This is a genomic window from Flavobacteriaceae bacterium, assembly GCA_003443635.1.
Lineage (GTDB): Bacteria > Bacteroidota > Bacteroidia > Flavobacteriales > Flavobacteriaceae > AU392.
Genome location: CP031964.1, coordinates 2,148,034 through 2,169,207 on the forward strand (window position 1 = coordinate 2,148,034; position 21,174 = coordinate 2,169,207).

Genomic DNA, 21,174 nt, shown 5'->3' on the forward strand with positions numbered 1-21,174 from the left:
TTATTTAGTTTCAGTTTCTGATTGGTTTATTTGCTCAGGTTGTTTAAACAAACCTAAGTAAGCTTCTCCTAAATAATCGATCACATGGCTAGCTATTAAGCTTTGATACGCAAAATCTTCTAAAGCAATATCGGCAGATTTCCCGTGTAAGTATACACCAAATATTGAAGCCATTAAGGGGTCATATCCTTGCGATATTAATCCAGTAATAACACCTGTAAGCACATCTCCTGTACCTGCAGTGGCTAGTCCCGGATTTCCTGTAGAATTAATATATAATCTGTCATCAAATACGGTAATCGTATGTGCTCCTTTAACCACTAAAACAATATCATATTTCTTTGCAAATGCTTTGGCTTTAGATAATTTATCAAAATCGTTTGCCCAAGCTCCTATTAATCTTTCTAATTCTTTAGGATGTGGTGTTAACACACTTTTCTCAGGCAGTTGCTTTAATAATGTTTTATGTTTGGCTAATATATTTATGCCATCGGCATCTATAACCAAAGGAATTTTATTAGTTTTTAAAAATGCTTTAAATCCATCAATTGTTTTTTTATGAGTTCCTACCCCTACTCCAAATGCAATTACTGTTGGTTCAATGTCAAATTTAATAGTACTTATTAACTCTTCATCAGGATCAGTAATTACCATAGCTTCGGGTAAAGCAGATTGTAATGTAGTATACCCACATTTAGGAATAAAAGCAGTTACCAATCCTGCTCCAGAAACTAATGCACTTTTGCTAGCCAACAACGATGCTCCTATTTTGCCATAACTTCCTCCAATAATTAAACTATGCCCAAAATCTCCTTTATGAGAAAACTTTTCTCTTGGTCTGTAAAGTTGTAAAACTTCTAATTTCCCTAATATTTCTGCTTCGCTAATAGTAGAGTTAATATATTCAAGATCTGCTCCAATATCTATGACTTCCCATTGTACTGTAAATTTTGCTGTTTCTGGTAAAAAGAATACTAGCTTAGGGGTTCCAAAACTTAATGTATAACCAGCTGTAACTACTGCAGCTTCATTTTCAGGAGCTTTGTCTAAAAACAAACCTGATGGAATATCTACAGATAATGTATAAGCTTTAGATGCTCTAAAATGTTCAAAAAGTGCTATAATCCAATCATCAATAGGGCGATTTAATCCTATACCAAAAACGGCGTCTACAATAATATCATCACGACCTATTTCAGGGAATTCTTCTTTACAGGTTAATAATTTAGGCCAATCTTTTGTTACATTTTTTATGCGATCATAATTAATTAAAAAATCTTTAGAACGCTTATCACTACAATTAGTCACATAAGTAATTACATTGTAACCATGTGTTATTAAATGTCTTGCTATTACTAAGCCGCTTCCTCCATTGTTGCCAATTCCACAAAATATATGTATTGGTACTTGAGCACCTTGCATACGAGCATGCAACCAATTAAAAATTTGAGTACCACTTCGCTCCATCAAATCTGTTGAAGAGATACCTTGTCTTTCAGACATTACTCTAATTCCTTCATAAATCTGAGCTTTAGAAAATATTTTCATTTAAAGAAACGCTATTATAAAATTGAAGTAAATTAATCTAGTTTTGGTAATTTAAACCCATCTAATACGCTAGTTTCTTTCATTAAAGCTTCAATATCTTCAGATTTACGTGGTGCTTCTCCAGAGAGATTTACAGGTCCGTTTTCTGTAATTAAAATATCATCTTCTATGCGTACTGCTATTCCCCACCATTTTTCATCACAAGGGCTTCCTTCAGGAATATAGATTCCTGGCTCGACAGTAATTACCATATTAGCTTCATAATCTTGATATAATCCTGGATCGTGGACATCTAATCCTAAATAATGAGAAGTTCCGTGAGGAAAATACCGTCTTACTTCATTTGCGTTTTTAATTATTCCTAATTTTAATAAACCTTCTGTTAATACTTTTGAAGCTGCTCTACCTGGTGCTCTAAAACTATTGCCAATACGAGCTGCTTCAATTCCTGCTTCTTGGGCATCGTATACCAAATCGTAAATTGTTTTTTGCTCTTCAGAAAATTTACCATTTGCTGGAATTGTTCGAGTCACATCTGCAGAATAGCCATGATATTCAGCTCCTAAATCCATTAGCACTAAATCATTTTCTACTTTAAGTTTATTGTTTTCTATATAATGTAGTACACAACCATTTTCTCCAGCACCTACAATAGATGGATAACCTTCATATTCACTACCATACTTTTTATAGATAAATTCATGAACACCTTGTATTTCTATTTCAGACATATTAACGTGCATAGCTTTCATAATTTCACGTTGCCCTATTGCAGAAATACGAATTGCTTTAGTAAGCAATTTCATTTCTTCTTCGGTTTTAATCTGTCTTAAACCAGCCATAATCGTAGAAAGTGTTCGTGTATCTATATTACTTTTTGGTTTAACCGCTATGGCTTGTTGCTTTAATTCTAATCGCAATTTTGGATCAGAAGCGTTTACATAATTATTTATAATCTTATCATTCTTTAATTCAGGATTAGTTTCAATGGCACGACCTATTGTTTGTGCAACATTGGCACTATTCTCAACATTTGTACTTTTTATGAGTTCGTAAATTCTTTCTCGTGTGGCATTATTGGCGTATTCTCCATAATTTACTTGAGTTTTAAAAATTTCAACTAAACTAAATAAGTCGGCTTCATCTCTTGCAGAATCCCTATAATCATTTTGAAAGTTATTAAACATTACTTTGTCAAATTTTTCATATGTGATACCTGAATTTTTAAAATCTCTACCGTTAAACGCCATTTCAAACCCCAACTGTTCTTGTGAGCCTTTTACTCCTAAACGACGCCCTGTCCATTGTTCTGCTGCTGCATTTCTTTCTTGAACATATAAAATTTCGTTATAAGTTTTGCCTTCTGCATTAGTTTGATTTTCCGAAAATATAACCAATACTGCATGAGGTTCTTTATAACCCGTCAAATAATAAAAATTAGGGTCTTGATGATACACATATTCTACATCATTAGCTCGATTACGTACAGGGTTTGCAAAAAATACTGCAACACTATTTTTTTCCATTTTACTACGCAATGCTTCTCTGCGTTCTTTATGAAATTCTTTAGTTAGATAATCTTTAGGAATTCCATTTTGAGCAAAACTTGTAATAACAGTAAGTACTGCAATAATAAAGGTAAGTTGGCTTTTCATCTGTTTGTATTATTTTTTTAGTAATCATTGTATCGTCCATAGAATCATCTTCTTGAATGATTTTTCTTAGTTATAGACTCTACTTTTTTGAAGGTTTGAAATTACGGAATATTACATAATTACGCTCGATTTTTAACAGAAGTTTTATAAAAGAGTTTCATTAGATTTTATGTAGTTTTGCTACTCACAAAAAAAGTAGTTTAATCAAAAAATATTGCATAAACATAAAACAGATATGAAAAATACAGCCTTAACATCAATTCACGAAGCACTAGGTGCAAAAATGGTTCCTTTTGCAGGATATAATATGCCTGTACAGTACGAAGGTGTAAATATCGAACATGAAACCGTACGAAATGCCGTTGGTGTTTTTGATGTTTCGCATATGGGTGAGTTTTTAATTGAAGGCGAAAATGCTTTAGATCTTATACAGAGTGTAAGTAGTAATGATGCTACTAAATTAACGATAGGGAAAGCACAATATAGCTGCTTGCCAAATGACAATGGTGGTATTATTGATGATTTAATTATTTATAGAATAAAAGAAGAAACCTATTTACTAGTAGTTAATGCCAGTAATATTGAAAAAGATTGGAACTGGATTCAATCTAAAAATACAATGGGAGCAGAAATGAAAAATATTTCTGAAGAATATTCATTATTAGCGATACAAGGACCAAAAGCTGTAGAAGCAATGCAATCGCTTACTAGTCATAATTTATCTGAGATTAAATTTTATAATTTTATAGTTGGTGATTTTGCGGGTATCGAAAACGTAATTATTTCTGCAACTGGATATACAGGTAGTGGTGGTTTTGAGATCTATTGTAAAAACTCTGAAGTAGAGCAAGTATGGGAGAATGTATTTAAAGCTGGTGCAGATTTTGGTATTAAACCTATAGGTTTAGCCGCTAGAGATACTTTACGATTAGAAATGGGATATTGTTTATATGGTAATGATATTAGTGATACTACTTCTCCATTTGAAGCAGGTTTAGGTTGGGTTACAAAATTTACTAAAACATTCACAAATAGTGAAGCTTTAGAAGCAGAAAAAGCTCGTGGTCCTGAACGTAAACTTATTGCTTTTGAAATAGATGAACGCGGAATTCCTCGTCAAGGATATGATATTGTTGATGGTAACGGGAATAAAATTGGAGAAGTTACTTCTGGTACCATGTCTCCTTCATTAGGAAAAGGAATTGGGTTAGGATATGTGCCAACTGTATTTACTGCTGTTGGCAGTAAAATAAATATACAAGTACGTAAAAATGCAATTCCGGCTACAGTCGTTAAACTTCCATTTTACAAAAACTAAATGCAAGATTACCAGGCAATTTTAAACGATATTTATTCAACTTTAAGTAAAGCTGAATACAAGGGCAAAGTTGCTTCATATATCCCAGAATTATCTCATGTAAATGATGCTAATTTTGGGATTAGTCTAAATTTGATTAACGGAAAAAGTTATACCGTCGGAAACTCAGATAGCTTATTTTCTATACAAAGTATCTCTAAAGTATTTGCTATTTCCATGGCATTTTCAATATTAGGTGATACTATCTGGAAACGTTTAGGTGTGGAGCCTTCAGGTAATCCTTTTAATTATTTATCATTATTAGAGCAAGAAAATGGTATCCCCAGGAATCCATTAATAAATTCTGGAGCTATTGTTATTGCAGATATTTTAGTTTCAAATTTAGAGAATCCTAAACAAGATTTTTTAAATTATGTAAGGGAACTAACAAGTGACAATAGTATAAATTACAATAAGACTGTTGCACATTCAGAAAAAGTAACAGGTTTTAAAAATATAGCAATAGCAAATCTACTTAAATCTTTCGGTAATTTAAAAAATGATGTAGATGTTGTTTTGGACTTCTATTTTCATCAATGTGCTATAGAAATGAGTTGTAGTCAGCTATCTAAAGCATTTCATCTATTTGCCAACCATGGTAAATGCATGAAAAATAATCAGCATGTAACGCCTAGTCAAACCAAGCGTATTAATGCAATTATGCTTACTTGTGGGTTTTATGACGAAGCAGGAGATTTTGCTTTTGATGTTGGTTTAGCTGGTAAAAGTGGTGTTGGCGGGGGTATTGTTGCTGTATTACCAAATGTTTATACCATTTCTGTTTGGTCGCCAGGATTAAATAAAAAAGGAAATTCTTTATTAGGCATGAAAGCTTTAGAGTTATTCACTTCAAAAACCGGATTGTCAATTTTTTAATCTCTTCACTAAAATATAAGATCTAGCTTTAATGGCTAAAATAAAAAGTAAACATACCGTATTAATTTTAGGAGCTAGTGGTTTTATTGGAGGAGCCATATATGGCGAACTCTGCTCTTATTTTAAAACTTATGGTACTTATTCTAGAGATAATAAAGCTTTGGAAAAAAATCGTCATTTTCTTCAATATAATATTGAGGAAGACGATATTTTCGAAATTTTAGATATTATAAAACCAACAGTTATTATTTCTGCAATACGAGGTGATTTTTCAGCACAAATTACTGCCCATAAGCATTTATATGAGTATGTATTTGAAAACAAAACGAAATTGATTTTTTTATCATCTGCCAATGTATTTGATGCTTATAGTAAATATCCAAGTTACGAAACAGATACAACACTAAGTAATAGCATTTATGGGCATTTTAAAATTAAAATAGAAAATTTACTATTGCGTTTACCTAAAAAGCAAATTGCTATTTTACGTATTCCAATGGTATTTGGCAATCAATCTCCTAGAATTGAAGAGCTTAAAACTCAACTTCACGAAAAAACACCTATAGAAATTTTCCCTAATTTAATTATAAATGTAACTACAGATACTAAACTTACACAGCAAGTACATTATATAGTTAATCAAAATAAGTGCGGCATATTTCATTTAGGGAGTAAAGACCTTGTTCATCACGACGATTTTATAAAAGATATTATAAAAGTTTTGGGCATCTATAATCCAATTTTTAAATTGGTGTATACTACAAATGACGATCGTTATTTAGCAGTATTACCTAAAAAAAATTGTTTACCTAAACATTTACAACTTTATAGTCCAGATATTCTAACCGAGTTAAAAATTTAATCAAATGTTTTTATAAATTTATTAAATTTAGCTTTCATAACATACACTCTATTTTAACAATACTAAAAGCATAAAAATGAAAAAACTTAGCGAAGCAGATATCGAAAAACGCATGTTACGTTTCCCAGATTGGGAATATTATGACAATGCGATTCACGCAGAATTTGAATTCGAAAATTTTAAAGATTGTTTTAGTGCAATGAGTCGAATAGCTTTTGATTGTGAAGCGCTTAACCATCACCCTGATTGGTCTAATGTATATAATATACTCACCATATCATTATCCACACATGATGCTGGAGGGGTTACCGAAAACGATTTTACACTTGCAAAAGCAATTGAAAACATTGTAGAACCAGAAGAATAATTTGTTTTTATAAATTGCATTTTTAAATTTGCGATTCGCAAAACAATAATAATTAGATTTCCATGCCATGCCTATGGAAATTAAAAAATAAAAAAATTAAATGGGAAGAGCTTTTGAGTTTCGTAAAGCACGTAAAATGAAACGTTGGTCTGCTATGAGCAAAGCCTTTACACGTATTGGTAAAGATATTGTAATGGCAGTAAAAGAAGGAGGCCCAGATCCTGCAAGTAATTCTAAACTTAGAGCCGTTATACAAAATGCTAAGGCCGTAAATATGCCAAAGGATAATGTAGAACGAGCTATTAAAAAAGCAAGCGAAAAAGGGCAAGGCGATTATAAAGAAGTACTTTTTGAAGGATATGCACCTCATGGTATTGCAATTTTAGTAGAGACCGCTACAGATAATAATACACGTACCGTAGCAAATGTTCGGAGTTACTTTAACAAAAGTGATGGTAATTTAGGGACTTCAGGTTCTGTAGTATTTATGTTTGATCATACTTGTAATTTTAGAATAAATGCTGAAGGCCTAGATCCTGAAGAGATTGAACTTGAGTTTATAGATTTTGGAGCCGAAGAGGTATTTGCAGACGATGATGGTATTTTAATTTATGCACCTTTTGAGAGTTTTGGATCTATTCAAGCTGAGTTAGAACATCGAGATATCGAAATACTATCTTCTGGATTTGAACGTATTCCTCAAGTCACAAAACAATTAACACCAGAACAGGTTGCGGATGTCGAAAAACTCTTAGAAAAAATAGAAGAAGATGACGATGTACAAAATGTATATCATACGATGGAAGAAACTTCAGAAGAGTAAAACTTTAATATCATCTTATAGTATTTAAGAGGGCTTTTTGTCCTCTTTTTTCTTTTCAATAATAAAAAGATGTGACATCACCTTTTTTTAAATAGCTATATAAAACTTATACACAAAATAACTACAAAAGATATATTGTATATAGTAAATTGTTAGCTCTTTCGTACTCGGAAAATCTATAGAGTTTTATTCTGATTCGCTTTTCTTTTACTAACTTAGTTTCCCAGCAAAACCATAAATGGAAACGTTAATGGCAAGCTATTTTAATGTGAACATAACAATGAAATTATGAGATTTATCATATCCTTAGTGTTCTTTTTATTGATTTGTTTTTTCGTTAAGGGGCAAACAATAGACACAAAATGGTACAGTGAAATTGTGAGTAATGGAGTGGTTATACAAAACAGCTTCCCAAAAGGAGGGCCATATACTGGATTTACAAAAAAACACTATAATTATAGCTACTTGGTATTCTTTACTCGTGTAATTAATGAAACTGGGAATCCGTTTGAACTCAATGTTAATTTTTCTGCCGATTCAATCGCAATTCCCAATTCTCCCAATACCTTTGTAAAATTATTTCTACCTCCAGATACAATGACTCTTGACAAGCAAAACTTATTTAGCTATGGAGTAACTGAGTTGGAGTCTTTTGATAAATCAACTAGATTTCAAAGAATCATAAACCCTAAAGAAGATTGCCTTTTCTATGTCGTAGCGATTTTTTATCAAACAAGAGCTGACGCAAGAAATCAACACAGGGGAGGCAATCGAGCAGAGCTTGTTTTAAAAGGGCAAGAACTTTTTTATAGAATGTCCCCACAAATTGATTTCCTAAGCTGTGGCTATATTAATTTTAACAAAGGTCATTGAATTCAAAAAGCAATATTATAAATAAAATAGCTTCAATAATTTCAATTGGAATTTTTGGATTTATTATATGGCATTATTTAGACTATCTAATTCGATATTTTGGAGGAGAAAACTTTTGCTTTGGTTATCCTACTTGGCAAGTTTTTATAAACATTGGATTATGTCTTTTAGCTATTTTTCTAAGTATTAGATTATTTAATGGAAAAATTAAACTTTTAAAATCAATCTTATTATTAATCTTTATTAGCTTCCTTATATGGATCGTTATCTGTGGTCTGTTTTTTTTCTAAAAGAACATATACCTAACAACTTATATAGTAAATTCTTACAAATTTTCCTCTGATCAATTTTCTTTTATTAACTTAGTTTCAGCGAACACAACGTAACTATAGTCCGATCGTTGGTAACTATTGTGAAACAATTTGCAGCGATTTGTAAAAACAATTGAGGAATGGCAAAAAATAAGACAACTGAAACCGAAATAAACGTAATTGATTTTATAGAGTCATATGTTGATAATGAACAAAAGAAAGTTGATAGTTTTAAATTAATAGAATTAATGAGTGAATGGTCAGGCTTTGAACCTAAAATGTGGGGGCCAACAATTATTGGTTTTGGGAGCTATCACTACAAATATGCTAGTGGGCATGAAGGAGATGCTCCATTACTAGGCTTTTCTCCTCGAAAAGCACAATTTTCACTTTATGTCTATTCTCAAACTGATAAAAGTAAACGTTTATTGAAAGATTTAGGTAAGTTTAAAATGGGAAAAGCGTGCATTTATTTTAAGAAACTTTCTGATATCAATATTGCTGTTGTGGAAAAATTATCCTCGGAAACAATTAAATATCTCAATGAGCATCATGAATGCGCTTGTAGAAATTAGTAACGTCCAGTCAACAAAATACATAACTAACAGTTTGTTCTGTATGTACTCGGAAATCCTGTAGGATTTCCCTCTAATTCGTTTTCTTTCACTAACTTAGTTTGACCAACGTAACTAAACATACACAAATGCGTTGTGTTTATTTAAAATGAAAATTCTACTCACTGGAGCAACAGGATATATTGGAAGAAGGCTTTTACCTATTTTGGTTAAAGAAGGTCACAAGGTAGTTTGTTGTGTACGAGATTCAGATCGATTTAGTGTTCACAATTCTTTAAGGAATAGAGTTACTGTTATTGAAAATGATCTTTTAAACAGTGAATCTTTAAATAATATTCCAAATGATATTGATGGAGCATATTACTTAGTACACTCTATGTCTACATCCTCAGATTATCAAATTCTTGAGCAAGAATCTGCCATTAATTTTCGAAATGCATTAAACAATACCAATGTTAAACACATTATTTATTTAAGTGGAATTGTAAATGAATCTGAATTATCCAATCATCTCACATCACGAAAAACTGTTGAATTCGAACTTAACAAAGGAAATTACAACTGTACTACGCTAAGAGCAGGAATTATAGTTGGATCTGGTAGTGCTTCATTTGAAATTTTAAGGGATTTGGTTGAAAAGCTTCCCGTAATGATTACACCTAAATGGCTTAAAACAAGATGCCAACCTATAGCAATTGCAGATGTCATTTCATTGTTATCTAAATGTCTCTTTAATCCAAAAACATTTAATCAAAATTTTGATATTGGTGGTCCAGATATACTCTCGTATAAGGAAATGCTTTTACAATTTGGTAAAGCAAGAGGTTTAAATAGAAAAATTTATACTGTTCCAGTAATGACTCCTCGCCTATCTTCCTATTGGCTTTATTTTGTAACAGCAACTTCTTATAAGTTAGCGGTAGCACTTGTTAATAGTATGAAAGTCGAAGTTATATGCAGAAACAATGAAATCAATAAAATTTTAGAATTAACTCCAATTAGTTATCGGGAAGCTATTAATAATGCGTTTAAAAAAATAAAATCAAATGAAATCGTTTCCAGTTGGAAAGATGCTTATACCAGTAGTAATAATAACAGTAATATATCTAACCATATTCAAGTACCAACTTTTGGTTGTTTTAAAGATCAGAGAGTAAAACAATTTAAAAGTAAAGAAGCTTTCATAAACAAGCTATGGAAAATTGGTGGGGAATCAGGTTGGTATTATTGTAATTGGCTTTGGAAAGTAAGAGGGTTTATAGATAAAATGGTGGGAGGAGTTGGTCTCAGAAGAGGGCGTACTAACCTTAATGAACTAAAAGTAGGTGATGCATTAGATTTTTGGCGAGTATTATATGCTAATAAAAATGAGGGGCGGTTATTGTTATATGCAGAAATGAAACTCCCTGGTGAAGCATGGCTTGAATTTAATACTGTAAATAATATACTAACTCAAACAGCAACCTTTAGACCATTAGGAATTTCTGGAAGGCTTTATTGGTACTCTGTATTGCCCTTGCATAACATTATTTTTAAAGGAATGATTAAAAAATTAACACAGTCAAATGATTAAGCGCATTATTTTATTTCTCATTATTAATTTTCTGAGCTTAGCTCTAAGTAGCATATTTACTACCGTTGGTGTAGCATCAGATTGGTATCAAGAGTTAAATAAAGCTCCATGGACTCCACCAGGTTGGGTATTTGGAGCTGCTTGGACCACTATAATGGTTTGTTTTTCGATATACTTAGCTTATCTATTTAATTCAAACAATATAAAAAAGAAAAGCTTGCTCTTTAGTATCCAATGGGTTCTTAATATTGGGTGGAGTCCCCTATTCTTTTATTTGCATACCGTTGCAGTGGCTATGATCTGTATTTCAGCTCTTACAATTCTTATTATTTATTTATTTTTCAATTATTGGAAAGAGCTCAAGGTTAAAACATTTTTTTTAACCCCTTATTTTATTTGGCTTATTATAGCAACATCTTTAAACGCTTACATTTTGTTTTATAATTAGGTAATATGAAGGTTAATCTATTTTGGTTTAGAAGAGATTTAAGATTGGAAGATAATACAGCATTAAATGCTGCAATGAATGCAACCAATAATATTTTGCCTCTTTTTATTTTTGATGAAGAGATACTGCATGAACTCCCCGAAAATGATGCGCGTGTTAACTTCATATATAATACGCTTTACAATTTGAATCAGCATTTACTTAAAAATAATTCATCTCTTTTGATCTTAAAAGGAAAGCCTGAAGAGGTTTGGGAAAAACTCATTAAAAATTATACAATAGAAAATGTATTTATTAATAAAGATTATGAACCTTATGCTATAAAAAGAGATCTAAAAATTAAAGGTTTATTATCAAAAAATGGCTGTCAATTAATAAGTTTCAAAGATCAAGTAATTCATGAAGAATCTGAAGTTAAGAAAGCCGATGGAAAGCCTTATACCATTTTCACACCTTATAAAAACAAATGGTTAAAAGTTTATACATCCAAAAAAGTTGAAACATTAGTACATTTCAATAAATTTTATAAAGAAAAACATCTTTTTCCAAAATTAGAAGATTTAGGATTTAAAAGTTCTAAAATTGTTGTAAAACCTTATACACTTAAGGCTATTAACAATTATACTGAAACTCGAAATTTTCCTTACTTAGATTCTAATAGCTATTTAAGTCCACATCTCCGTTTTGGAACAGTTAGCATACGTCAAATTATAGCTGAGCTTAAAGGTAACTACGAAGTGTTTTTAAATGAACTTATTTGGAGAGAGTTTTTTATGCAGATTTTGTTTCATTTTCCAAAAGTAGTGACTCAAAATTTTCGTGGTAAGTATGACAAAATTCAATGGTTAAATAGTAAAATAGACTTTGAAGCTTGGTGTAATGGAAAAACAGGATATCCACTTGTTGATGCAGGAATGAGAGAGTTAAATGAAACAGGTTATATGCACAATAGAGTACGAATGATAACAGCCAGTTTCTTATGTAAGCATCTTTTAATTGATTGGAGATGGGGAGAAGCATATTTTTCAAAAAAGTTACTTGATTATGAATTATCGTCAAACAATGGAAATTGGCAGTGGGTAGCAGGTACGGGGTGTGATTCTGCTCCATATTTTAGAATTTTTAATCCAACAGAGCAGTTAAAAAAATTTGATCCTTATCTAAGTTATGTAAAAAAATGGGTGCCTGAATTTGAAACATCAGACTACCCAAACCCTATAATTGAACATAAATATGCAAGAAAAAGAGCTTTAGAAACATATAAAACAGGGCTAAAAACTAAATAGAATAGATTTAAAGTACAGTTTATTCTGTTAAATTCTTAAATTATTATTGTGCAAATTCATTATCTTTTCATTCGTAAAATTAGAATAACATTTTGCAAACTGTTATGATTAACTATCAAAATCTGCAGTATCACCTAAAAAATATAATTTTGAAGTATTCAAATTATTAACTATTAAAATATATCGTTATGAGGAAATTATTTTTTTTATTAATCTTTATTATATCATTTGGAGCAAAAGCGCAAAGTCTAATTGGAGCTTGGGAAGCATATACAACTTCTAAAAATGGAGAGTCTATAAGAAATGTTATTATTTTTTCAGAAGGATATCAAGTAGCAACTTGGTATCATGCAAAAACAGGGAAGTTTATAATGTCTAATGGAGGAAAATGGAAAATGAGTGAGAATACTATAACAGAAAAAGTAGAATTTGACACAAATAATTCTGAACGTGTTGGTTCTGAAGTTAGTTTTAAAATTTATATAGATGATACAACATTAGGAATTGTTGGAGATACGTTAAAATGGAATAGAATAGATGAGGGTAATCCTGGAAAATTACAAGGAGCTTGGTTAATGTCTGGTAGAATAAGAGATGGTAAAACACAATTAAGAGATGTAAATAGACCAAGGAAAACTATGAAAATTATGTCTGGTACTCGTTTTCAATGGATAGCTTATAATACCGAAACAAAACAGTTTATGGGAACTGGTGGTGGTACCTACTCAACTGTAGATGGAGAATATACCGAAAATATTGAATTTTTTTCAAGGGATAATTCTAAAACCGGGTTAAGTTTAAAATTTAATTATAGCTTAATTGATGGTAAATGGCATCACTCAGGATTTTCCAGTAAGGGAGATCGAATTCATGAAATATGGAGTTTAAGAGAATAAGTTTTGATAGAAATAAAATTGATTAACTTTTTCTATAAAAAACTTAATATATTATATTTTAACACTACAGTGCTATATTACAGTTAGTTATTTTTTTATATTGTAACTATTATTATAGCACTTACCAATTTATCTTAACAAATTACTTCACAATTATGAAAGTTAATATCTTAAAAATTACCAAATTTTATGCTTTGACAGTATTGTTATGCTTTTTTTTAATTCCACAAAATACTGAAGCTCAACGCAAAAAAAGAAAGAAAAAAACAGAAGCAGTCACCACTGTTACAAAAAAACCTGAAAAACCAAAAGAAAAATCTATTACAGATCTAGTAAAAAAAAGCAAAAAAATAGACGGGCTTTTCACAATTTACCAAGATACAGTTACTGGATCTATACAAATGATAATTTCTGAAGATCATATTGGTAAAGAATATATTCATTTTAATCAAGTTGCAGATGGATTAACAGATATAGGTCGATTTAAAGGAGCTTATGGAGGGTCTAAAGTATTTACCATTAAAAAATATTTCAACAAAATAGAGTTTGTAACTCAAAATACATCTTTTTACTTTGATCCAGATAATGCCATATCCAAATCTAAAGCATCAAACACAAGTGAAGGTATTATGGCTTCTTTAAAAATTGAAGCTCATGATAAAGACAAAGGTTTATATTTAATTAAAGCTGATGATATATTTTTAAAAGAGACATTAGCACAAATTAAGCCTCCACGCTTCCCTGGAACTCCTCCATTTGCTTTTACTTTAGGGAATTTAGATAAAGCAAAAACTAAGATTAATGCTATAAAAAATTATCCTGAAAACACAGATTTAGCTATTGAATATGTATATTCTAAAACATCTGTTTTAAACGGAGGATCTAATGCTGTAACTGATGGTAGAAATGTGAGTTTAAAAGTGCATCATAGCTTAATTGCAATGCCTGAAAACGATTATGAAATACGTATAGATGATCCTAGAGTTGGTTTTTTTACAACTCAAGTTAATGACCAAACTTCTACTGGGTCAATCCCTTATCGCGATTTAGTACATCGCTGGAATTTAAAAAAGAAAAATCCTAATGCTGCAATTTCTGAGCCGGTAAAACCAATTGTTTGGTGGATGGAAAATACAACTCCTGTTGAATGGAGGGAAACTATAAAAAAAGGAGTTTTAGAATGGAACAAAGCTTTTGAAAAAGCTGGATTTAAAAATGCAATGGTCGTAAAAATGCAACCGGATGATGCAGAATGGGATGCTGGAGATATTCGCTATAATGTATTACGTTGGACTTCTTCACCTAATCCTCCTTTTGGGGGCTATGGCCCAAGTTTTGTAAACCCAAGAACTGGTGAAATTTTAGGTGCAGACATTATGTTAGAATATGTACATTTTACGAATAGAGTCTTTGCTGATAAATTATATGATTTAGCAACATTAGAAGCCGAGTTTAAGCCTTCACAATTTACAAAAGAAGATCCTTTATTCTGCTCTGTTGGTGATGTTATGCACCAAAATATGATGTTTGGAAATGATGTTTTAGTAGCTTCAGATGCTTCAGATCTTGAAATGGAACGTCAAAAAAAAGAAGGTATGATTGCATTAATCATGCACGAAATTGGGCATACTCTAGGCCTATTTCATAACATGAAAGCAAGTCAGTTATTTTCTCCTGCAGAATTAGCAGATGCTGATTATATAAAAGGGAAAGCGCTTACGGCTTCTGTAATGGATTATGCAGGTATTAATTTAACTAAGGACAGATCTAAACAAGGGCAGTATTATGATACTTCAGTTGGTCCTTATGATGTTTGGGCTATTCAATTTGGTTACACACCTTTTAAATCTGAATCTGAAAAAAATTATATTTTAAATCAGTCTACTAAACTTGAGCATATATTTGGTAATGACGCAGACGATATGCGTGCTCCTGGTAAAGCAATTGATCCAAGAGTTATGATTGGAGATTTATCTAACGATCAAATTGGGTATTCAATAGATCGTTTTGAATTGATAAATACAATGATGAAAGATGTAAAAGATAAGTTTGTAAAAGATGGTCAATCTTATCAAGAATTAAGAAGAGCTTATTATACTTTAAGTAATCAAAGAGCTGTAGCTGGTGGTGTAATCTCTCGATTTATTGGAGGTGTATATGTAGATCGTGCTATGGCTGGGCAAGAAGGAGAAACACAACCTTATACTCCTGTAAGTTTATCTGATCAAAAACGTGCAATGAATGCTTTAAAAAAATACGTCTTTGCTCCTAACGCTTTTAACTCTCCTAAAGAATTATATAATTATTTAGCATTACAACGCCGTGGAGGTAATTTTAGAACTGGCCCTGAAGATCCAAAAATTCATTCCCAAGTCCTTACATATCAAAGAAATGTATTAGCTCATATTTTACATCCAAATACTTTACAGAGAATTACAGATTCTGAACTTTATGGAAATGAATATTCATTAGCAACTTTTATGAATGATTTAAATAATGCTATTTTTAAAGCAGATATAGCTGGAAATGTAAATTCGTTTAGACAAAATTTACAAATTCAGTACACTAATATGCTTATTGCAATGCTAACTGGCAATCAAAATACGAGATATACCAACAATGCAAAATCTATGGCATTATATAATTTAAAGAATATTAGAGGAATGGCAGCTCCATCAGGAAATGTTTCTTCTAGAGCTCATAAACAACACTTAAGAACTCGTATTGATAATGCTTTAAAAGAAATTAAATAAGAATAAAAACTTATAAAACAAAAAGTAGTGATCAGGTTTATCACTACTTTTTGTTATGAATGTTATAATTATTCGTCTTAAATTATAACAAAAATCTTCCAGATGAAAAAAATTCTATTCATATTATCAATATCACTTACAACTAGTTCTATGTTTTCTCAAAATATGGATAATATAAAGCTTGGAGAAATTATTGCATCTGTAAGTGACTCTATTCAAGGAAACATTGGAAGATGGCAGTTTGTAATTAAAAATACACCTTTTATCTGTGTAACAGATGAAACAAATAATAGAATGCGCATTATTTCTCCCATTGCTGAATCTAGTAGCTTAGATGATGAAATGAAAACCAATGCTTTGGTTGCCAACTTTCACAGCGCTTTGGATGTAAAATATGCTATTTCTGACGGTATTTTATGGTCTGCTTATATACATCCTTTAAAGGAACTTACCGAAATGCAAGTTAAAGATGCCATTAGTCAAGTATTTTTTGCTAATCGCACATTTGGCACAACGTATTCTAGTACTGATTTAATTTTTGGAGGAAATCAAAATGGAGAAGCTATTGAAGAAAAGGAAAAAAAACCAATTAAAAAAGAGAAGTTTTAATTAAACTAATAATTAATTAAACTATATAAAAAAAGCTACTTCAAATTAAAATGAAGTAGCTTTTACTATTAATAAGCAAATGTTTCTTTTTAGGGACAACAATGGTTTACTTTATGTTTCATTTGCAATTCGTAATATATAATTCAAATTTTATGCCAAAATATTATAATTACACTTAAATTTGAAAAAGAAAAATATAAAAAGATGAGCTGGATTAAAGTGATTCCTTTTGAAAAAGCTGAAGGAAAGTTAAAATCTATTTATAAAAGAATTAAAGGTCCAAATAACCAGATAGATAATGTATTAAGTATTCATAGCTTAAGGCCTCATACACTAACTGGACATATGAGTATTTATAAAAACACACTTCATCATAGCGATAATACTTTTCCTAATTGGTTTTTAGAATTATTGGGGACATATACTAGTTATTTAAATAATTGTGATTATTGCTATATACATCATTTTACAGGAATGAAGCGCTTTTTAAATAATGATGAGAAATCTACTCTTATTAAATTACATATCGAGAATGATACTTTAGAAAATGTTTTAACTCCTAAAGAATTAGCTTTAGCTAATTATGCTAAACAATTAACCCTTAAAGCTGATAGCATTACTGAAGCTTTCATTAACAATTTGAGAAATCTTAAGGTTAATGATGGAGAAATTCTAGAGGTTAATCAAGTAGTAGCTTATTTTAATTATGCAAATCGTACTGTTTTAGGGTTAGGTGTAAATACAGATAACGAAATTTTAGGGTTATCTCCTAGTAATAAAGATGATGAGAATGCCTGGGATCATAATTAAGTATATTTAGGAATTTTACCTATAGCATCTTTATAAAATGCTTTCATAAACTTAAAATCGGCTTCTTTATCATCTGTAGGATAAAAAGGTTCTGATATTTTATTTTCCTTTTTACCAAAATCTAAGGTAAACATTATAATAGGTACATTAGCTTTTTTAGCAATGTAATAAAAGCCTGTTTTCCATTCAGTAACTTTTTTACGAGTACCTTCCGGAGCTATGGTCATTCTAAATTCTTTTCGATCATTAAAAAGTTTAACAATAGAGTTTACTGTATTTTCGTTAGTACTTCTATCTATAGGAGCACCGCCAATTGCTTTTAAATACCACGCAACTGGGCCAACAAATAATTCTTTTTTTGCTATAAAATTTGATTTTAATCCAATTGTTTTTCTTAAAAGCACACCAATATAAAAGTCGTGCCAACTTGTATGTGGTGCAGCTATAATAACTGCTTTTTTAACAGTATTTATAGACATACTAGTATTACCAACAACTTTCCAGCCTAGTAATTTAAAATATATAAATTTGGCTAGTTTATACATCATAATTTTTAAATTCTCTACAAGTTAAGTGAATTAGTCTAATAAAATACTATTACATTACTGTTTAAAATATTGAAGAAGCTAAGCTAGTTCAGAATTTTTAAAATGTCTTTTAATTTATGTACAGTTTCATATTTTTTCCCATTAGTTTCACTTTCTAAAACTAATTCATGTGCCCAAGTAGTATGAAACGGAACATGTATCGCTTTCGCATTAATATGAATTAAGGGAAGGATATCTGATTTTAAAGAGTTACCAATCATTAAAAATTCAGTAGGATCAATATCTAAATGTTTTAATAACTGTCTGTAATTATCTTCTTTTTTATCACTTAACACTTCGATATGATGAAAATATTTTAATAATCCTGATTTTTCTAGTTTGCGTTCTTGGTCTAGCAGATCTCCTTTTGTAACCAGAATTAATTTATATTGTTTTGAAGCCCTCTTTAAAACGATTTCAACATCATCTAATAGATCTACAGAATGATTTAACATTGTTTTGCCAATATTTAATATCGCTTCAATGGTTTGATTAGAAATAGTGTAATTAGAGAGTTCTAATGCCAACTCTATCATGGATAGCACGAAACCTTTTACACCATAGCCGTAAAGTGAAAGGTTTTCTATTTCTTTTTTAAAGAGTTCTTGATCTATTTTATTAACTGTTTCGTATGCACTTAAAAGTTTAGCAAATTCTAATTCAGCTTCCCTAAAATAAGTTTCGTTTACCCAAAGTGTATCATCTGCATCAAAACCAATGACTTTTATGTTTGAGTAATCTACTTCCATAGTTTTTTTGCTTTTTCAAGATCTTCAGGAGCATCTATACCTATACCATCTACAGTAGTTTCTACCATTTTTATTTTTTTACCATACTCTAGGTATCGGATACATTCAATTTTTTCTGAAGCTTCTAATAATTGCATAGGTAGTTTATAAAAGTCTAGTAAGGCTTCTTTTCTAAAAGCATAAATACCTTTATGTTTAAAGTATTTTGTATCAACTGTCGTATCTCTAGGAAACGGAATCGGGTGTCTTGAAAAATATAGGGCAAAATCTTTTTGATCTACAATAACTTTAACAACATTAGGATTATTAATTTCATCTAAACTTTTAATTTCTACCATTAATGAAGCTAAGTCAATTTCTCTTTCATTATCTGTAAAAAATACACTCAACACTTTTTGTAAACTTTCTTTCTCAATAAATGGTTCATCTCCTTGTACATTAACTACAATATCTACATCTAAATCTTCTACAGCTTCTGCAATACGATCACTTCCTGATTGATGTGCTTTTTTACTCATTAAAACCTTACCTCCTATAGATAGGATTTCTTTATATATAATATCACTATCAGTAACTACATAAACTTCATCAAACAAATTTGTATTAACAGTCGCTTCATAAGTACGGCAAATTACTGTTTTCCCTTCAAGGTCTTGCATTAATTTACCTGGAAATCGTGAAGCTTGATAACGTGCAGGAATCATCGCAATTATTTTCATTCGTGGTGGTTTAGTTTTTTAAAATCGAAATACAAACTTACTATAATTCTTCAAAAGCATCATTTTTAAAACCGATAAGGTATAGTTTTTCTTTTGCCCTAGTAACTGCTGTATATAGCCATCTGAGGTAATCTTTATCAATTCCGTTAGGTAAGTAAGGTTGTTCCACAAAAACAGTATTCCATTGTCCTCCTTGAGATTTATGGCAGGTCATAGCATACGAGAATTTTACTTGTAATGCATTAAAAAACGAGTTATTCTTTACTTTCAAAAATTTTTTATACTTAGAAGATTCATTTTCATAATCTTTTAAAACTTCTTGATATAATCTATTAGAATCTTCATAAGGTAATGAAGGTGCTTCAACATCTATTGTATCTAACATAAGTACAGTTTCAAAAGGCTGCATTTTCGGGTAATCTACCATTCGTACTTTAACTTCCGCAAAACGAAAACCATACAATTCTTTAATATGAAAAATCTCTAAAACTTCAATAATATCACCATTTGCAATAAATCCAGCCTCAGAAGTTGGTTTAATCCAGAAATAATTGTTTTTAACAACCATTAAATAATCTCCAGAAGTAAGCTCATGTTCGTTAAATAAAATTCTTGAGCGGATTTGCTGGTTATATAAATTAGCGCGTTTATTAGATCTTACTATTATTGCTGTTTCCTCATTACCTAAATTATTATATGAATCGTTAATGGCATCCATAATTTCATGACCATCTACCAATCTTACAATATCTTTAAATCCATTTAAATTAAACTTAAAACTGTCGTAAATAGAATTTTTTAATGCTTCTCTTAATAAAGTTGCATTAAATAAAATACCTGAATCTTGAGTTTGACGTACAACTTCATCTAACTCCATTTTAGTAACTTCTTTATTGTAATTTAAGCTTAATTGATTCTCATTTAATGCTGGGCTTAAATCTAGTCTTACAGGAGGCAATTGTGCAGTATCACCTATTAAAAGTAATTTACATTGATGACCAGAATATACATATTGAATTAAATCATCTAATAGTGATCCATTTTCAAATAATTTTGATTCCCCTGGAGTATCAGGAATCATGGAAGCTTCATCAACAATAAAAATTGTCCTTTTATGTTTATTTGGTTGTAAAATGAATTTTACTCCTCCTCCTCTTTCTTTTTTAGGAAAATATATTTTTTTATGAATTGTGAATGCTTCTTTTTTAGAATAATTTGAAATTACTTTAGCTGCTCTTCCTGTGGGTGCCATTAATACTGCGCTTTTTTTAGCTTTCCACAAGTTAGAAACAATAGTTCCTATAATAGTCGTTTTACCAGTTCCTGCATATCCTTTTAAAACATATAACGAATTTTGTGAAGTATCAAATATAAATTCTGAGAGTTGCTCAAGAACTATATTTTGTTTTATAGTAGATTGGAACGGAAATTGATTGTTAATTAAATTATAAAATTCTCTTGAATTCATTAAAAAAAATAAGGTTTATTTTAATTTAC

General features: G+C 30.5%; 20 protein-coding genes. 14 read left to right on the plus strand and 6 right to left on the minus strand.

Annotated features, from left to right (window positions below; genetic code table 11):
• Window positions 1–1,548 (minus strand): NAD(P)H-hydrate dehydratase, encoded by a 1,548-nt coding sequence (locus tag D1817_09775; GenBank protein AXT20155.1) that lies wholly within the window; start codon window positions 1,546–1,548, stop codon window positions 1–3.
• 32 nt (window positions 1,549–1,580) lie between these two features.
• A complete protein-coding gene (locus D1817_09780) occupies window positions 1,581–3,203 on the minus strand; it encodes a M24 family metallopeptidase (GenBank protein ID AXT20156.1) in 1,623 nt (540 codons plus the stop codon).
• 235 nt (window positions 3,204–3,438) lie between these two features.
• Between D1817_09780 and gcvT the strand changes: the two genes are divergently transcribed.
• From gcvT to D1817_09850, 14 genes are all read left to right on the plus strand, one after another.
• Window positions 3,439–4,521, plus strand: coding sequence for a glycine cleavage system aminomethyltransferase GcvT (gene gcvT / locus D1817_09785; protein AXT21264.1), 1,083 nt, complete (start codon window positions 3,439–3,441; stop codon window positions 4,519–4,521).
• Window positions 4,522–5,436, plus strand: a complete 915-nt coding sequence (locus D1817_09790) for a glutaminase (GenBank protein AXT20157.1) — start codon at window positions 4,522–4,524, stop codon at window positions 5,434–5,436. It begins immediately after the preceding gene.
• Between the two features lie 31 nt (window positions 5,437–5,467).
• Window positions 5,468–6,298 (plus strand): NAD-dependent epimerase/dehydratase family protein, encoded by an 831-nt coding sequence (locus D1817_09795; protein AXT20158.1) that lies wholly within the window; start codon window positions 5,468–5,470, stop codon window positions 6,296–6,298.
• A gap of 76 nt (window positions 6,299–6,374) precedes the next feature.
• Entirely contained in the window at window positions 6,375–6,665 is a 291-nt protein-coding gene (locus D1817_09800; protein AXT20159.1) for a 4a-hydroxytetrahydrobiopterin dehydratase, read from the plus strand.
• 100 nt (window positions 6,666–6,765) lie between these two features.
• Window positions 6,766–7,488: a YebC/PmpR family DNA-binding transcriptional regulator gene (locus D1817_09805; GenBank protein AXT20160.1), complete on the plus strand. Its 723-nt coding sequence runs from the start codon at window positions 6,766–6,768 to the stop codon at window positions 7,486–7,488.
• A 321-nt stretch (window positions 7,489–7,809) separates the two neighbouring features.
• A complete protein-coding gene (locus tag D1817_09810) occupies window positions 7,810–8,361 on the plus strand; it encodes a hypothetical protein (GenBank protein AXT20161.1) in 552 nt (183 codons plus the stop codon).
• 451 nt (window positions 8,362–8,812) lie between these two features.
• Window positions 8,813–9,247 carry a DUF1801 domain-containing protein gene (locus tag D1817_09815; GenBank protein ID AXT20162.1) on the plus strand — a complete coding sequence of 145 codons (435 nt, stop codon included), beginning with the start codon at window positions 8,813–8,815 and terminating at the stop codon, window positions 9,245–9,247.
• 148 nt (window positions 9,248–9,395) lie between these two features.
• Window positions 9,396–10,820, plus strand: a complete 1,425-nt coding sequence (locus D1817_09820) for an SDR family oxidoreductase (protein ID AXT20163.1) — start codon at window positions 9,396–9,398, stop codon at window positions 10,818–10,820.
• Window positions 10,813–11,268 (plus strand): tryptophan-rich sensory protein, encoded by a 456-nt coding sequence (locus D1817_09825; protein AXT20164.1) that lies wholly within the window; start codon window positions 10,813–10,815, stop codon window positions 11,266–11,268. The genes D1817_09820 and D1817_09825 overlap by 8 nt, the downstream gene beginning before the upstream one ends.
• A gap of 5 nt (window positions 11,269–11,273) precedes the next feature.
• Entirely contained in the window at window positions 11,274–12,554 is a 1,281-nt protein-coding gene (locus D1817_09830) for a deoxyribodipyrimidine photo-lyase (GenBank protein AXT20165.1), read from the plus strand.
• 188 nt (window positions 12,555–12,742) lie between these two features.
• Window positions 12,743–13,450, plus strand: coding sequence for a membrane or secreted protein (locus D1817_09835; protein ID AXT20166.1), 708 nt, complete (start codon window positions 12,743–12,745; stop codon window positions 13,448–13,450).
• A gap of 155 nt (window positions 13,451–13,605) precedes the next feature.
• Entirely contained in the window at window positions 13,606–16,203 is a 2,598-nt protein-coding gene (locus D1817_09840) for a DUF5117 domain-containing protein (protein AXT20167.1), read from the plus strand.
• 150 nt (window positions 16,204–16,353) lie between these two features.
• Window positions 16,354–16,812 (plus strand): hypothetical protein, encoded by a 459-nt coding sequence (locus D1817_09845; protein AXT20168.1) that lies wholly within the window; start codon window positions 16,354–16,356, stop codon window positions 16,810–16,812.
• 204 nt (window positions 16,813–17,016) lie between these two features.
• On the plus strand, window positions 17,017–17,622 hold the full coding sequence (locus D1817_09850; GenBank protein AXT20169.1) for an alkylhydroperoxidase: 606 nt from the start codon (window positions 17,017–17,019) through the stop codon (window positions 17,620–17,622).
• Here D1817_09850 and D1817_09855 read toward each other — a convergent pair.
• From D1817_09855 to D1817_09870, 4 genes are all read right to left on the minus strand, one after another.
• Window positions 17,619–18,167, minus strand: coding sequence for an acyltransferase (locus tag D1817_09855; protein AXT20170.1), 549 nt, complete (start codon window positions 18,165–18,167; stop codon window positions 17,619–17,621). The genes D1817_09850 and D1817_09855 overlap by 4 nt on opposite strands.
• Before the next feature lie 86 nt (window positions 18,168–18,253).
• Window positions 18,254–18,958, minus strand: coding sequence for an HAD family hydrolase (locus D1817_09860; protein AXT20171.1), 705 nt, complete (start codon window positions 18,956–18,958; stop codon window positions 18,254–18,256).
• Window positions 18,949–19,677 carry a 3-deoxy-manno-octulosonate cytidylyltransferase gene (kdsB, locus tag D1817_09865; GenBank protein AXT20172.1) on the minus strand — a complete coding sequence of 243 codons (729 nt, stop codon included), beginning with the start codon at window positions 19,675–19,677 and terminating at the stop codon, window positions 18,949–18,951. Before kdsB ends, D1817_09860 begins: the two co-directional genes overlap by 10 nt.
• Before the next feature lie 40 nt (window positions 19,678–19,717).
• Window positions 19,718–21,145, minus strand: a complete 1,428-nt coding sequence (locus D1817_09870; GenBank protein ID AXT20173.1) for an ATP-dependent endonuclease — start codon at window positions 21,143–21,145, stop codon at window positions 19,718–19,720.
• Window positions 21,146–21,174 lie beyond the last annotated feature (29 nt).